11 protein-coding genes and 1 tRNA gene are annotated in these 13,781 nt (G+C 69.7%); 10 read left to right on the top strand and 2 right to left on the bottom strand.

The window, feature by feature from the left end; all coding sequences use genetic code 11:
• The 10 genes from ACXYMW_RS06225 to ACXYMW_RS06180 all read left to right on the top strand — a co-directional run.
• A partial coding sequence (locus ACXYMW_RS06225; protein WP_459034426.1) for a DNA translocase FtsK occupies nt 1-2,083 on the top strand: 2,083 nt, incomplete at its 5' end.
• 334 nt (nt 2,084-2,417) lie between these two features.
• Complete coding sequence (locus tag ACXYMW_RS06220; RefSeq protein ID WP_459034445.1) at nt 2,418-4,382, top strand: AMP-binding protein; 1,965 nt, start codon at nt 2,418-2,420, stop codon at nt 4,380-4,382.
• A gap of 94 nt (nt 4,383-4,476) precedes the next feature.
• The gene (locus tag ACXYMW_RS06215) at nt 4,477-5,286 is read left to right on the top strand and encodes an ABC transporter ATP-binding protein (RefSeq protein ID WP_459034425.1); all 810 of its coding nucleotides are present in this window, start codon (nt 4,477-4,479) and stop codon (nt 5,284-5,286) included.
• 9 nt (nt 5,287-5,295) lie between these two features.
• The gene (locus tag ACXYMW_RS06210) at nt 5,296-6,249 is read left to right on the top strand and encodes a branched-chain amino acid ABC transporter permease (RefSeq protein WP_459034424.1); all 954 of its coding nucleotides are present in this window, start codon (nt 5,296-5,298) and stop codon (nt 6,247-6,249) included.
• 24 nt (nt 6,250-6,273) lie between these two features.
• Complete coding sequence (locus ACXYMW_RS06205; RefSeq protein ID WP_459034423.1) at nt 6,274-7,350, top strand: branched-chain amino acid ABC transporter permease; 1,077 nt, start codon at nt 6,274-6,276, stop codon at nt 7,348-7,350.
• A 49-nt stretch (nt 7,351-7,399) separates the two neighbouring features.
• The gene (locus tag ACXYMW_RS06200; RefSeq protein WP_459034422.1) at nt 7,400-8,695 is read left to right on the top strand and encodes an ABC transporter substrate-binding protein; all 1,296 of its coding nucleotides are present in this window, start codon (nt 7,400-7,402) and stop codon (nt 8,693-8,695) included.
• Between the two features lie 71 nt (nt 8,696-8,766).
• Nucleotides 8,767-9,591 carry an ABC transporter ATP-binding protein gene (locus ACXYMW_RS06195; RefSeq protein ID WP_459034421.1) on the top strand — a complete coding sequence of 275 codons (825 nt, stop codon included), beginning with the start codon at nt 8,767-8,769 and terminating at the stop codon, nt 9,589-9,591.
• Between the two features lie 91 nt (nt 9,592-9,682).
• A complete protein-coding gene (locus ACXYMW_RS06190; RefSeq protein WP_459034420.1) occupies nt 9,683-9,967 on the top strand; it encodes an HdeA/HdeB family chaperone in 285 nt (94 codons plus the stop codon).
• Nucleotides 9,968-10,097: 130 nt separating this feature from the next.
• Nucleotides 10,098-11,315: a phenylacetate--CoA ligase family protein gene (locus tag ACXYMW_RS06185; protein WP_459034419.1), complete on the top strand. Its 1,218-nt coding sequence runs from the start codon at nt 10,098-10,100 to the stop codon at nt 11,313-11,315.
• A gap of 63 nt (nt 11,316-11,378) precedes the next feature.
• Nucleotides 11,379-13,139 carry a peptidoglycan-binding protein gene (locus tag ACXYMW_RS06180; protein ID WP_459034418.1) on the top strand — a complete coding sequence of 587 codons (1,761 nt, stop codon included), beginning with the start codon at nt 11,379-11,381 and terminating at the stop codon, nt 13,137-13,139.
• A gap of 242 nt (nt 13,140-13,381) precedes the next feature.
• Here ACXYMW_RS06180 and ykgO read toward each other — a convergent pair whose 3' ends face one another.
• Complete coding sequence (gene ykgO, locus ACXYMW_RS06175) at nt 13,382-13,507, bottom strand: type B 50S ribosomal protein L36 (protein WP_028287243.1); 126 nt, start codon at nt 13,505-13,507, stop codon at nt 13,382-13,384.
• 89 nt (nt 13,508-13,596) lie between these two features.
• Nucleotides 13,597-13,671: transfer RNA gene (locus ACXYMW_RS06170), tRNA-Val, on the bottom strand.
• Nucleotides 13,672-13,781 lie beyond the last annotated feature (110 nt).

Below are 13,781 nucleotides of genomic sequence, written 5' to 3'. Positions count from 1 at the left end.
CGCCGACACCTCGCCGCGGCGCCTCGCCCTGGCCCTGCCGCCGGAGCCGCCGCTGACCGCGGCGCAGGCCCGGTCCGGCCGCCGCGAACCGGTGCTGACGGCGCGCCGCGATGCCCCCCCGGCCCCCTCCCCTGCCGCGGCGCGGCCGCTCTTCGCCGAGCCGCCGATGGCCGAGCGCACCGCCTGGGCGGCCCCGGAGGCCGCGCCCGAGGCTGCCGCCGGCGGGGCCGCTGCCGCGCCCGCCGAGACCTGGGCCGAGGCCGCGGCCGCGCCGCCCCGCCCCGAGGCCGCGCCGCAGATGGTCCGGCGCGGCGCCGGGGCGCCGGAGGCCGCGACCCCGCCGGTGCCGGGCCATGCCGATCCCGAGGAGGACGACCTGACCTATTTCGAGGAGGCCCGCGACGAGGATGCGGAGCCCGCCGCCCCGGTCGCGGCGCGTCCGCCGATCCCGGTGGCGGCGCCGAAGAAGGTCGTCCAGCCCGCCCACGCGGCGCCGCTCGAACCCTCGCAGCGGGCCCGCGACGAGGCCGAGCCGCGCATGCGTTTCGAGGAGGCCGAGCCCGCCGAATACGAGCTGCCGCCGCTGTCGCTGCTGACCAGCCCGGACCGCATCGAGCGCCATCACCTGTCGGACGAGGCGCTGGAAGAGAACGCCCGGATGCTCGAGAACGTGCTCGACGATTACGGCGTCAAGGGCGAGATCGTCAGCGTCCGCCCGGGTCCGGTGGTCACCATGTACGAGCTCGAGCCCGCCCCGGGCCTCAAGGCCAGCCGCGTCATCGGCCTGGCCGACGACATCGCGCGGTCGATGTCGGCGCTCTCGGCCCGGGTCTCCACGGTGCCGGGCCGGTCGGTCATCGGCATCGAGCTGCCGAACGACAACCGCGAGATGGTCAGCTTCCGCGAGATCCTGTCGTCGCGCGATTACGAGGACGGCAACCGCAAGCTGCCGCTGGCGCTGGGCAAGGATATCGGCGGCGAGCCGGTGGTCGCCAACCTCGCCAAGATGCCCCACCTCCTGATCGCCGGCACCACCGGCTCGGGCAAGTCGGTGGCGATCAACACGATGATCCTGTCGCTGCTCTACAAGCTCAGCCCGGACGAGCTGCGGCTGGTGATGATCGACCCCAAGATGCTGGAACTCAGCGTCTATGACGGCATCCCGCACCTGCTCTCCCCGGTGGTGACCGACCCCAAGAAGGCCGTGGTGGCGCTGAAATGGGTGGTGGGCGAGATGGAGGACCGCTACCGCAAGATGTCGAAGATGGGCGTGCGCAACATCGACGGCTACAACGGCCGCGTCGACGAGGCGCTGAAGAAGGGCGAGATGTTCTCGCGCACCGTGCAGACCGGCTTCGACGACGAGACCGGCGAGCCGGTCTTCGAGACCGAGGAATTCGAGCCCAGGAAGATGCCCTACATCGTCGTCATCGTCGACGAGATGGCCGACCTGATGATGGTCGCAGGCAAGGAGATCGAGGCCTGCATCCAGCGCCTCGCGCAGATGGCGCGGGCCTCCGGCATCCACCTGATCATGGCCACCCAGCGGCCCTCCGTGGACGTCATCACCGGCACCATCAAGGCCAACTTCCCGACCCGCATCTCCTTCCAGGTGACCTCGAAGATCGACAGCCGGACGATCCTGGGCGAGCAGGGCGCCGAGCAGCTTCTGGGCATGGGCGACATGCTCTACATGGCCGGCGGCGCGCGCATCACCCGCTGCCACGGGCCGTTCTGCTCGGACGAGGAGGTCGAGGAGGTGGTGCGCCATCTCAAGGCCTTCGGCCCGCCCTCCTATGTCGGCGGCGTGGTCGAGGGGCCGGACGACGACAAGGCCGGCAATATCGACGCCGTGCTCGGGCTCAACACCGGCGGTAATACCGGCGGCGAGGACGCGCTCTACGACCAGGCGGTGGCGATCGTCGTCAAGGACCGTAAGTGCTCGACCTCCTACATCCAGCGCAAGCTCGGCATCGGCTACAACAAGGCCGCCCGGCTGGTCGAGCAGATGGAGGACGAGGGCGTGGTCTCGGCCGCCAACCATGTCGGCAAGCGCGAGATCCTGGTGCCCGAACAGGCCTGACCCGACCGCCGGCCCAGCGCTTTCGCGGCCCGCCCCGGACCCGGGGCGGGCCGTTTTGCGTGCCGCGCGGCCGGTGTCGGGCGCGCCTCCGGGTGCCGCCGGGTGCCGCCCGCGCCCCCCGCCGGAGCGCCGCCCGGCATTCCGCAACGGCAGGGTTGTGCGGATCGATCAGCAAGCTGGTAATTGCGTTTGCAGGTGATAATGTCCGCAAAGGGCGCCGGTTCGGTGCCGCAGTCCCGGCGCAGACCGGGCGCGGCGGGATCGGCATCACGTTCCGGGAGGACGCGCTCGACGGGCGCGCGGGACGCTGGGAGGATGAGGATTGGAAGACTCGATGGCGGGCGGCTCGACGCCGCGCTCCATTCCCGCTTTGCTGCTGCGCAATGCCGAGACCTTCGGCGCGGCGCCGGCGAGCCGGGAAAAGGAATTCGGAATCTGGCAGAGCTGGAGCTGGGCCGAGGCGGCCGAGGAGATCGAGGCGCTGGCGCTGGGCTTCCTCGAGCTCGGCGTGGCCCAGGGCGACTTCGTCGCGGTGGTCGGGCGCAACCGGCCACGGCTCTACTGGGCGATGGTGGCGGCGCAATGCGTGGGCGCGATCCCGGTGCCGCTCTACCAAGACAGCGTCGCCGAGGAGATGGCCTACGTCCTCGACCATTGCGGCGCGCGCTTCGTGGTGGCGGGTGACCAGGAGCAGATCGACAAGATCCTCGAGGTCCGCGACCGGGTGCAGGAGCTCGCGCACCTGATCTATCTCGACCCGCGCGGCCTGCGCAAATACGACCATTCCGCGATGAGCGCCTATCACGACGTGCAGGCCCGCGGCCGCGCTGCCGCGGCGCCGGTGCGGGCCCGGCTGGCGGAGCTGCGCGACGGGCTGGATTACGACGACATCTGCGTGATGCTCTACACCTCGGGCACCACCGGCAAGCCCAAGGGCGTGGTGCTGTCGAACCGCAACATCATCGAGACGGCGCGCGCCTCGGCGGAGTTCGACAAGCTGCAGCAGCGCGACGAGGTGCTGGCCTACCTGCCGATGGCCTGGGTCGGCGACTTCATCTTCTCGATCGGCCAGGCCTACTGGACCGGGTTCTGCGTGAACTGCCCGGAAAGCCCGTCGACGATGATGACCGACCTGCGGGAGATCGCGCCGACCTACTACTTCGCGCCGCCGCGGGTCTTCGAGACCCAGCTGACCCAGATCATGATCCGCATGGAGGATGCCAGCGCCCTGAAGCGGCGGCTGTTCCACCATTTCATGACCCATGCCCGCCGGGTCGGCCCGGCTTTGCTCGACGGCCGCCCGGTGGGGCTCATCGACCGGCTGCGCTACCGGCTCGGCGAGGCGCTGATCTACGGCCCGCTGAAGAACGCGCTGGGCTTCAGCCGGGTGCGGGTGGGCTACACTGCCGGCGAGGCGATCGGCCCCGAGCTGTTCGATTTCTACCGCGCCCTGGGGATCAACCTGAAGCAGCTCTACGGCCAGACCGAGGCCTCGGTCTTCATCACCCAGCAGCCCGACGGCGAGGTCCGCTCGGACACCGTGGGGGTGCCTTCGCCGGGGGTCGAGCTGCGCATCGCCGAGACCGGCGAGGTCTTCTACCGCTCGCCCGGCACCTTCGTGGAATATTACAAGAATCCCGACTCGACGCGCGACACCAAGGATGCGGAGGGCTGGGTCGCCACCGGCGATGCCGGCTTCATCGAGGAGGAGAGCGGCCACCTGCGGATCATCGACCGCGCCAAGGACGTGGGCAAGATGGCCTCGGGGGCGCTGTTCGCGCCGAAATACGTCGAGAACAAGCTGAAATTCTACCCCAACATCCTCGAGGCGGTGGTGTTCGGCGCCGGCCGCGACCGCTGCTGCGCCTTCATCAACATCGACCTCGCCGCGGTCGGCAACTGGGCCGAGCGCAACAACATCGCCTATGCCTCCTACCAGGAGCTGGCCGGGCATCCCAAGGTGCTGGAGATGATCCAGCGGAACGTCGAGGAGACCAATGCCTCGATCGCCGAGGACCCGATGCTCTCGGCCTGCCAGGTGCACCGCTTCCTGGTGCTGCACAAGGAGCTCGACGCCGATGACGGCGAGCTGACCCGGACCCGCAAGGTGCGCCGCAAGGTCATCGGCGAGAAGTTCGCCGACCTGGTGGCGGCGCTCTATGACGGCTCCGAGCGGGTGCGCACCGAGACCGAGGTGACCTACGAGGACGGCCGCAAGGGGGTGATCCGGGCCGAGCTGGAGATCCGCGACGCCCGGGTGGTGCCGGCGGCGCCGGACCGGCTGGAGGCGGCGGAATGACGGGCCGCTCGTCCTGCGGACATCGCCCCGCCCGCCATCCCGCGGCCGCCCCGTGCGGCACGTCATTCGCCATGAGCCAGGGAGGAGCCCAGTGATGGACGGGGCAGGCTACGTCACCGCCGACGGGCGCCAGATCGGCGGCACGCTGATGGCGCTCGAGAACATCACCCTGCGCTTCGGCGGGGTGGTGGCGATCAACGACATCTCCTTCGACATCCACGAGGGCGAGATCCGCGCCATCATCGGCCCCAACGGCGCCGGCAAGTCGTCGATGCTGAACGTGATCTCGGGCTTTTACACGCCCTCCGAGGGCCGGGTGATCTACAAGGGGGCGCCGCGGCCGCAGATGAAGCCCTTCGAGGTCGCCCGCATGGGGGTGGCTCGGACCTTCCAGAACATCGCGCTGTTCGAGGGCATGACGGTGCTCGACAACGTGATGACCGGCCGGCTGACCCACATGCATGCCGGGATCGGCGCCCAGGCGCTGTGGTGGGGCAGGGCCCGCGACGAGGAGGTCGCCAACCGCGCCGTGGTCGAGAAGGTCATCGACTTCCTCGAGATCCAGGCCATCCGCAAGACCCCGGTGGGCCGGCTGCCCTACGGCCTGAAGAAGCGCGTCGAGCTGGCCCGGGCGCTCGCCGCCGAGCCGTCGCTCTTGCTGCTCGACGAGCCGATGGCGGGGATGAACGTCGAGGAGAAGGAGGACATGAGCCGCTTCATCCTCGACGTCAACGACGAGTTCGGCACCACCATCTGCCTGATCGAGCACGACATGGGGGTGGTGATGGACCTCTCCGACCGCGTCGTGGTGATGGATTACGGCAAGAAGATCGGCGACGGCACCCCGCAGGAGGTGCGCAGCAGCCAGGAGGTCATCGACGCCTATCTCGGCGTCGCGCATTAAGGAGGGCACATGCTCTACGATTTTCTCGTGAAACCCTTCGTGGACATGGCCGAGGCCCCGGACTTCCTGATGCAGGTGCTCTGGGAGGGGCTGGTCTCGGGCATCCTCTACGCGCTGATCGCGCTGGGCTTCGTGCTGATCTTCCGCTCGTCGCGGATCTTCAACTTCGCCCAGGGCATCATGGTGGTCTTCGCGGCGCTGACCCTGGTCGGCCTGCACGCCGCGGGGCTGCCGGCCTGGATCGCCGTCGCCGCCACGCTGGTGGTGATGTTCGTGCTCGCCGTCGCCGTCGAGCGGGTGGTGCTGCGGCCGCTGGTCGGCCAGCCCGACATCATCCTGTTCATGGCCACGATCGGCATCACGCTGTTCCTGATCGGCCTGGGCGAGATCATCTTCGGCGGCGAGAACAAGGTGATGATCACCGAGCAGCTGGGCATCCCGACCGGCGATTTCGTGCTCGAGCCGTTCGGCGGCCTGCTGATCCTGCAGCAGCTCGACGTCACCGTGGTGCTGGTGGCCGCGGCGCTGGTCGCCGGGCTGCTGGCCTTCCTGACCTTCACCCGCATGGGCCGGGCGATCCGGGCGCTGGGCGACGACCACCAGGCGGCGCTGTCGGTCGGCATCTCGCTGCAGACCATCTGGGTGCTGGTCTGGTTCATCGCCGGCATCATCGCGCTGGTCACCGGCATCGCCTGGGGCGCCCGGGCCGGGGTCAGCTTCGCGCTCGAGGTCATCGCCTACAAGGCGCTGCCGGTGCTGATGCTGGGCGGGCTCGAGAGCATCACCGGGGCGATCATCGGCGGGCTGATGATCGGCATGCTGGAGAAGCTGTTCGAGATCTACTGGGGCCAGCCGCTGCTCGGCGGCAACACCGAGACCTGGTTCGCCTTCGTGCTGGCGCTGATCGTGCTGCTGTTCCGGCCGCAGGGCCTGTTCGGCGAGCGCATCATCGAACGCGTCTGAGCCGCGACAGAAGGATCCCACAGAATGCTCTACCGTACCGCGGGCCAGTTCAAGACCAGCTACCAGGCCGATCAGGCGCTCTTTCCGGTGCGCCAGGATGCCGTGCTGCTGGGCATCATCCTGGTCCTGGCCTGGGCCGTGCTGCCCTTCATGGCCTCCGAATTCGCCTTCCAGACGCTGCTGATCCCGATCCTCGTCTACGCCCTGGCGGCGCTCGGGCTGAACATCCTGACCGGCTATGCCGGCCAGCTCAGCCTCGGCACCGCGGCCTTCATGGGGGTCGGCGCCTATGCCTGCTACAAGATGGTCACGCTGTTCCCCTGGATGAACCCGATCGTGGCGATCCTGCTCTCGGGGGTGTTCTCGGCCGGGATCGGCGTGGTCTTCGGCATCCCGTCGCTCAGGATCAAGGGCTTCTACCTGGCCATCGCCACGCTGGCGGCGCAGTTCTTCCTGGTCTGGCTGTTCGAGAAATGGGCCTGGCTCTACAATTACAACGCCTCCGGCGCCATCCAGGTGCCCAACCTCGACATGTTCGGCGTCTGGGTCGCCGGCCCGCAGGCGGCGTCGATCACCCAGTATTACGTGGTGCTGGGGGTGGTCACGCTGATGACGCTGCTCTGCATCAACCTGACCCGCGGCAATCTCGGCCGCACCTGGAAGGCGACCCGCGACATGGACATCGCGGCGGAGCTGATCGGCATCAACCTGATGCGCTCCAAGCTCACCGCCTTCGCCATCTCGTCCTACGTGGTGGGGGTGGCCGGGGCGCTCTTCGTCTTCATGTGGCGCGGCGCCGCCGAGCCCAACCTGTTCGACATCCAGCTGTCGTTCCGGGTGCTGTTCATCGCCATCATCGGCGGCCTCGGCTCGATCCTCGGCAATTATCTCGGCGCCATCCTGATCGTCGGCCTGCCGGTGGTGCTCAACACGCTGCCCGGCGCGCTCGGCCTGCCGATCTCCTCGGCTACGGTCGAGCATCTCAACATCATGATCGTCGGCGCCCTGATCATCTTCTTCCTGATCATCGAACCGCACGGGCTGGCCCGTCTGTGGGCGCTGATCCGCGAGAAACTCATCGTCTGGCCGTTCCCCTACTGATCCGGGGGCGGCCGGCGGCGGCTGAACAACACCAAGGGAGGATGCAAGAATGAGACATTGGAGACGGCTGGCCGGCGCCGCGGCGCTGGGCGCGCTCATGGCCGGAGGCGCGGCAGCGCAGGAAATCTACGCCCCGAACCTTGCCTACCGGACCGGGCCCTTCGCGGCCACCGGCATCCCACTGATGAACGGGCAGGCGGATTACTTCACCCTGCTCAACGAACGCGACGGCGGCATCGGCGGGGCGAAGATCAACTTCGAGGAATGCGAGACCGGCTATTCCACCGAGAAGGGCGTGGAATGCTACGAGAAGACCAAGGCCAAGGCCGTGGTCACCCAGCCCTGGTCGACCGGCATCACCCTGCAGGTCCTGCCCAAGACCAACGTCGACGAGATCCCGATCCTCGCGCCGGGCTACGGCTTCTCGCCGATGGCCGACGGCAAGGTCTTCAAATGGGCCTTCAACATCCCGTCCTCCTACTGGGACGGCGCCTCGATGATCCTGCAATATCTCGAAGGCCAGGAGAGCCTGGAGGGCAAGAAGATCGCCTTCCTGCATCTCGACCATCCCTACGGCAAGGAGCCGCTGCCCTTCCTCGAGGCCAAGGCCGAGGAGAAGGGCTTCGAGCTGGTGCCGATCCCGGTCGGCCTGAAGGAGATGCAGAACCAGTCCGCGCAATGGCTGCAGATCCGCCGCGAGCGGCCCGACTACGTCGTCATGTGGGGCTGGGGCGCGATGAATGCCGGCGCCATCACCGAGGCGGTGAAGACCCGCTTCCCGATGGACAAGATGCTGGGCGTCTGGTGGGCCAGCCATGACGCCGACCTCAAGCTCGTGGGCGAGGACGGCAAGGGCTACAAGGCGATCTCCTGGTCCTTCCCGGTGCCCGACGCGCCGCTGATGGCCGACATCAAGGAGCAGGTCGTCGATGCCGGGCTGAGCCAGACCAACGAGGAGGAGATGCAGGGCGTGTTCTATTCCCGCGGCCTGGTGATCTCGATGATCCTGGCCGAGGGCATCCGCACCGCGCAGGAGGAATACGACACCACCGAGATCACCCCGGCGCAGCTGCGCTGGGGGCTCGAGAACCTCGACATCTCCGAGGCGCGGCTCGAGGAGCTCGGGATGACCGGCATGGTGCCGCCGTTCCAGACCTCCTGCGCCGACCATACCGGCCATTCCGGGGGCTGGATGCTGGAATGGGACGGCAGCCAGTTCGTCAAGGTCTCCGACCACCTGACGCCCGAGAGCGAGCTGATCTCCCAGCTCGAGCAGGAGAAGGCGCAGGAATATGCCGCGGCCAACGCGCCCTGGCCGACCAACGAGGAGTGTGAGGCCAACTGAGCCTGACCGCCCGGCGGCGGTGCCTGCCGCCGCCGGGTTCCGAAACGACTTCCCCGAAGGATACGCGATTCATGCTGGATGCGGGCGAGACCGGCGAGGCGCTGCTCGAGGTCAACAACATCGAAGTGATCTACAACCACGTCATCCTGGTGCTGAAGGGCGTGTCGCTGAGCGTCCGGGAGGGCGGCATCACCGCGCTGCTGGGCGGCAACGGCGCCGGCAAGACGACGACGCTGAAGGCGATCTCCAACCTGCTGCATTCCGAGCGCGGCGAGGTCACCAAGGGCTCCATCGTCTACCGTGGCGAGCGGGTGCAGCATCTCGACCCGGCGGCGCTGGTGAAGAAGGGCGTGATCCAGGTGATGGAGGGGCGGCACTGCTTCGAGCACCTGACCGTCGAGGAGAACCTGATGACCGGCGCCTATACCCGGGGCGACGGGCGCGCCGCCATCGAGGCCGATCTGGAGATGGTCTACACCTACTTTCCCCGCCTCAAGGAGCGCCGCCGCAGCCAGGCCGGCTACACCTCGGGCGGCGAGCAGCAGATGTGCGCCATCGGCCGGGCACTGATGTCGCGGCCGCGGATGATCCTGCTGGACGAGCCCTCGATGGGCCTCGCGCCGCAGCTGGTGGAGCAGATCTTCGAGATCGTCCGCGACGTCAACGAGAAGGAGGGCGTGACCTTCCTTCTGGCCGAGCAGAACACCAACGTGGCGCTGCGCTTCGCGCATCACGGCTACATCCTCGAGAACGGCCGGGTGGTGATGGAGGGCAGCGCCGCGGCCTTGCGCGAGAATGCCGACGTGAAGGAATTCTATCTCGGCATGTCCGAGGAGGGCCGCCGGTCGTTCCGCGACGTGCGCTCCTACCGCCGGCGCAAGCGCTGGCTGAGCTGATCCCGGCCAGGGCCGGAACGCCGGACGTATTCCGGCGTTCCGATACGGGGGTGCGCCCGGTGCGCGCCCGCGAACCTGAGGAGGATCCCACATGACCCGTTTCATCACCGCCTGTGCCGCCCTCGGTCTCGGCGCCGCGGCGCTGCCCGCGCTGGCCGACAGCCACGGCGACATGGCGATGGACCCGCGCGAGGTCACCTGCGCCGAATTCATCACCATGGATGACGAGGGCAAGGCCGAGATCGTCACGGCGGCGCTGGCAGAGAGCCCCGACATGGAGCTGGAGGAGGCGCTGGACGAGGTCGACCAGAATTGCCGCGAGGAGAGCAATGCCACGGTCTCCGTCTACGGCGCGCTGATCGGCGAGGAGAACTGAGCCGCGCGCCCCGGCATGGCCCGGCCGGGCCATGCCGACCGCCGGGTTTTCCCCGCGTCGAACTCTGCTAGCGTCCCGCTGATATTGCATGACAGGCCGCCCAGAGGGCCGGATGCCGGAGGAGGACGCGATGACGCAACCCGATATGCTCGAAACCCGCACCCGGGACGCCCGGATGGCCGCCCTGGCCGAAAGCCTGCCGGCGCAGATCGCCCGCGCCCAGGCACTGCCCGGCTATGCGGCCAGCCTGGCCGGGTTCGAGGCGGCGGCGATCCGCGGCCCCGGCGACCTTGCCGGGCTGCCGGTGCTGCGCAAGTCGGCGCTCGGCGCGGCGCAGGCCGAGGCGGCGCCCTTCGGCGGATTCACCAGCCGCCCGGCGGCGGAGTTCGCGCATGTCTTCCAGTCCCCCGGCCCGATCTACGAGCCCGGCGGCGCCGGCCACGATTGGTGGCGCATGGCGCGCTTCCTGCGGGCGTGCGGCATCGGCGCCGGCGACATCGTGCAGAACTGCTTCGGCTACCACCTCACCCCGGCCGGGATGATCTTCGAGAACGGCGCCCGGGCGGTCGGCGCGGCGGTGCTGCCCGCCGGCACCGGCCAGACCGAGCTGCAGGCCCGGGCCGCCGCCGACATCGGCACCACCGCCTATGCCGGCACACCGGATTACCTGAAGGTCATCCTCGAGAAGGCCGACGAGATGGGGCTGACGCTGAAGATCGCCAAGGCGGCGGTCTCGGGCGGGGCGCTGTTCCCGTCGCTGCGCGACTTCTACACCGACCGCGGCATCCTCTGCCTGCAATGCTACGCCACCGCCGATCTCGGCAACATCGCCTATGAGAGCCCGGCCCGGGACGGGCTGATCGTCGACGAGGGGGTGATCGTGGAGATCGTCCGCCCCGGCACCGGCACGCCGCTGCCCGAGGGCGAGGTCGGCGAGGTGGTGGTGACCTCGCTGAACCCCGACTACCCGCTGATCCGCTTCGCCACCGGCGATCTGTCGGCGGTGCTGCCCGGGCAGAGCCCCTGCGGGCGCAGCAACACCCGGATCCGCGGCTGGATGGGCCGGGCCGACCAGACCACCAAGATCAAGGGCATGTTCGTGCGCCCCGAACAGGTGGCCGACCTCGTCGCCCGACACCCCGAGGTGACCCGCGCCCGGGTGGTGGCGCTGCGCGAGGACGAAACCGACGTGATGCTGCTTCGCGTCGAGGCCGAGCAGGCCTCGGTCGAGCGGATCGAATCGAGTGCCGCGGAGGTTCTGAAACTGAAGGCCCGGGTGGAGATCGTGCCCCCCGGCAGCCTGCCGAATGACGGCGTGGTGATCGAGGATGCGCGCAGCTACGACTGACGCTCCCGCCCGCGCCGCGCGACCGGGCCGCCCGGCGGGCGGCCCCGTGAAAGGAGACGCGAGATGCTTCGAACGACCCTGACCAGCCTGCTGGCGCTGACCATGGCGGCCGGTGCGGCCCTGGCCGAGGGCGATGCCCTGATCGTGGGCAACGCCGATTACACGGTGCTCGACCGGTTGCGCGGCGCCGAGCGCGTGGTCTCGGCCGCCGAGCCGCTGGAAGAAGCCGGGCTGCGCGTGGTGTCGGTGGCCGAGGCCGATGCCGAGGCGGTGCGCAAGGCGCTGGTGCAGTTCGTCGACGGCATCGACGCCGAGACCGACCGCGTGGCGGTGATCCTGTCGGGACGCTTCGCGCACAATGCCGGCGACGTCTACCTGATGCCGGTGGGGCTCAAGACGCCGCTCTCGGAGGCCACGGTGATGACCGGCTCGCTGCCGCTCTCGGTGGTGCTCGCGGTGCTCGCCGACTATCCCGGCCGCGCCGTGCTGATGCTGGCCGAGGGCGAGAGCGGGCCGCTCGGCGCGCGTTTCCTCGAGGCCGGGGCCGGGGCCATCGACCTGCCGCAGGGCGTCAGCCTGATCCGCGGCAAGCCCGACCTCGTCGCCGAGCTGGCGCGCACCGAGCTGGTCAAGAAGGACGGCCGCCTGATCGAGGCGGCCCGCGAGGCCGGGCTGGCGGTCGAGGGCTTCGCGCCGCGCGATTTCGCCTTCCTCGGCGCCGCGTCGGCCACGCCGCCCTTCCAGCGCCCGGGCCCCGAGCCGCGGATGGCGCCGGAGCCCGAGCCCGAGGAGATGGCCCCGCAGATCGCCGCCCGCCAGCGCGGCGAGACCGGCAGCACCGCGGCGCCGCGCCGCGACCCGGAGGAGGAGCGGCTCTGGACCCAGATCCTCGACCGCGACCAGATCGCCGGCTACGAGGCCTACCTCGCGGATTACCCCGACGGCCGCCATGCCGCCGAGGCGCGCCAGCGCATCGCCGAGATCCGCCGCGCCGCGCCGCCCGATCCGGAGACGGCCGAGGCCGATCTGAACCTGCGCCGCGACGCCCGGCGGGATATCCAGCGCGACCTGTCGCTGCTCGACTACAACACGCGGGGCATCGACGGCGTGTTCGGCCGCGGCACCCGCTCGGCGATCCGGCAATGGCAGGAGGCCAACGGCCAGCCCGCCACCGGCTACCTGACCCGGGCCCAGATCGACCGGCTCGACGCGCAGGCCGCGCGGCGCCAGACCGAGCTCGAGGCCGAGGCCCAGGAGCGCCGCACCGCGCAGGAGCGCCGCGACCGCATCTACTGGGAGGAGACCGGGGCCGCCGGGGACCGCGCCGGGCTGCGCGCCTATCTCGAGCAATTCCCGGACGGCGTCTATGCCGAGGAGGCGCAGGACCGGCTCGACGACATCGAGGCGGATCGCCGCGAGGCCGCCGAGGCGCGCGAGCGCGAGGCCTGGCAGGCGGCGCGCGACACCGGCACCATCGCCGGCTTCCGCAGCTACCTCGAATCCTATCCCGACGGTGCCTACGCCGCCGAGGCCGAGCGCGAGATCGCGGTGCGCCAGCAGACCGCCCAGGGCGGGCAGGGGGCATCGCGCGCCGAGGCCGAGGAGGCGGCGCTGAACCTGCCGCCGCCGGCCCGCCGCATCGCCGAGGACCGGCTGCAATCGCTGGGCCTGAAGCCGGGCAAGATCGACGGCGTCTTCGACGACAGCACCCGGCGGGCGATCCGGCGCTACCAGGATGCGCGGGCGCTCAACGTGACCGGCTATCTCGACCAGGCGACGGTGGTGCGGCTGCTGGCCGATTCGCTGCTCGGCTCGCTGCGCTGAGGCCGGCCCGGTCCCGGGCGCGGGGCCGGCCGCGCCGGCGCTCCGGGCGCCCGGAAACCGCGGATGGCAGGGAAAGATGCGGAGAGATCAGACGCGCGCCGTCCCGCCCGGGGCGGCGCTTTTGCGCCCGGGGGCGGGCGCAACAGCGCCACGGCATCGCCCGCCAGGCTGCCCGCAAACGCCGAAAAGGCCGCCCGAAGGCGGCCCGTTCCTGCAATCGCTCGGGCCCCGGAGGGCCGCAATCAGCCCTGGCGGGCCTTGAAGCGACGCTGGGTCTTGTTGATAACGTAGACGCGGCCCTTGCGGCGCACCACGCGGCAATCGCGATGGCGGCTCTTGAGCGAACGAAGCGAGTTGCGAACCTTCATCGGTCGTGTCCTCAATGTCGCGGCAGAGGCTCGCGCCTTGCCTTGTTGGCGGGCGCCCCGCGGCGCCGGGCGCCGTCGAAGCGGTGAAATGGTGGGCGGTACTGGGATCGAACCAGTGACCCCTACGATGTCAACGTAGTGCTCTACCGCTGAGCTAACCGCCCGTTTTACCGATGCAAAATGCCCCGCTTGCGCCCCGTTCAGACAAATGGGGCGCGGAAGCTCCGCGCCGGTGGAGCGGTCTATAAAAGGAGTCGTCAGGGGGATCAAGGGG

It is taken from the genome of Roseivivax sp. CAU 1761, assembly GCF_054482755.1.
This window is presented reverse-complemented; position numbering and strand designations above follow the sequence as displayed.

Bases quoted from the DNA above. Each gene is read 5' to 3' on its own strand.
- ACXYMW_RS06220 (WP_459034445.1), top strand. From the start codon at position 2,418: ATGGCGGGCGGCTCGACGCCGCGCTCCATTCCCGCTTTGCTGCTGCGC.
- ACXYMW_RS06200 (WP_459034422.1), top strand. From the start codon at position 7,400: ATGAGACATTGGAGACGGCTGGCCGGCGCCGCGGCGCTGGGCGCGCTC.
- ACXYMW_RS06185 (WP_459034419.1), top strand. From the start codon at position 10,098: ATGACGCAACCCGATATGCTCGAAACCCGCACCCGGGACGCCCGGATG.
- ACXYMW_RS06205 (WP_459034423.1), top strand. From the start codon at position 6,274: ATGCTCTACCGTACCGCGGGCCAGTTCAAGACCAGCTACCAGGCCGAT.
- ACXYMW_RS06195 (WP_459034421.1), top strand. From the start codon at position 8,767: ATGCTGGATGCGGGCGAGACCGGCGAGGCGCTGCTCGAGGTCAACAAC.
- ACXYMW_RS06190 (WP_459034420.1), top strand. From the start codon at position 9,683: ATGACCCGTTTCATCACCGCCTGTGCCGCCCTCGGTCTCGGCGCCGCG.
- ykgO (WP_028287243.1), bottom strand. From the start codon at position 13,507: ATGAAGGTTCGCAACTCGCTTCGTTCGCTCAAGAGCCGCCATCGCGAT.
- ACXYMW_RS06180 (WP_459034418.1), top strand. From the start codon at position 11,379: ATGCTTCGAACGACCCTGACCAGCCTGCTGGCGCTGACCATGGCGGCC.
- ACXYMW_RS06210 (WP_459034424.1), top strand. From the start codon at position 5,296: ATGCTCTACGATTTTCTCGTGAAACCCTTCGTGGACATGGCCGAGGCC.
- ACXYMW_RS06215 (WP_459034425.1), top strand. From the start codon at position 4,477: ATGGACGGGGCAGGCTACGTCACCGCCGACGGGCGCCAGATCGGCGGC.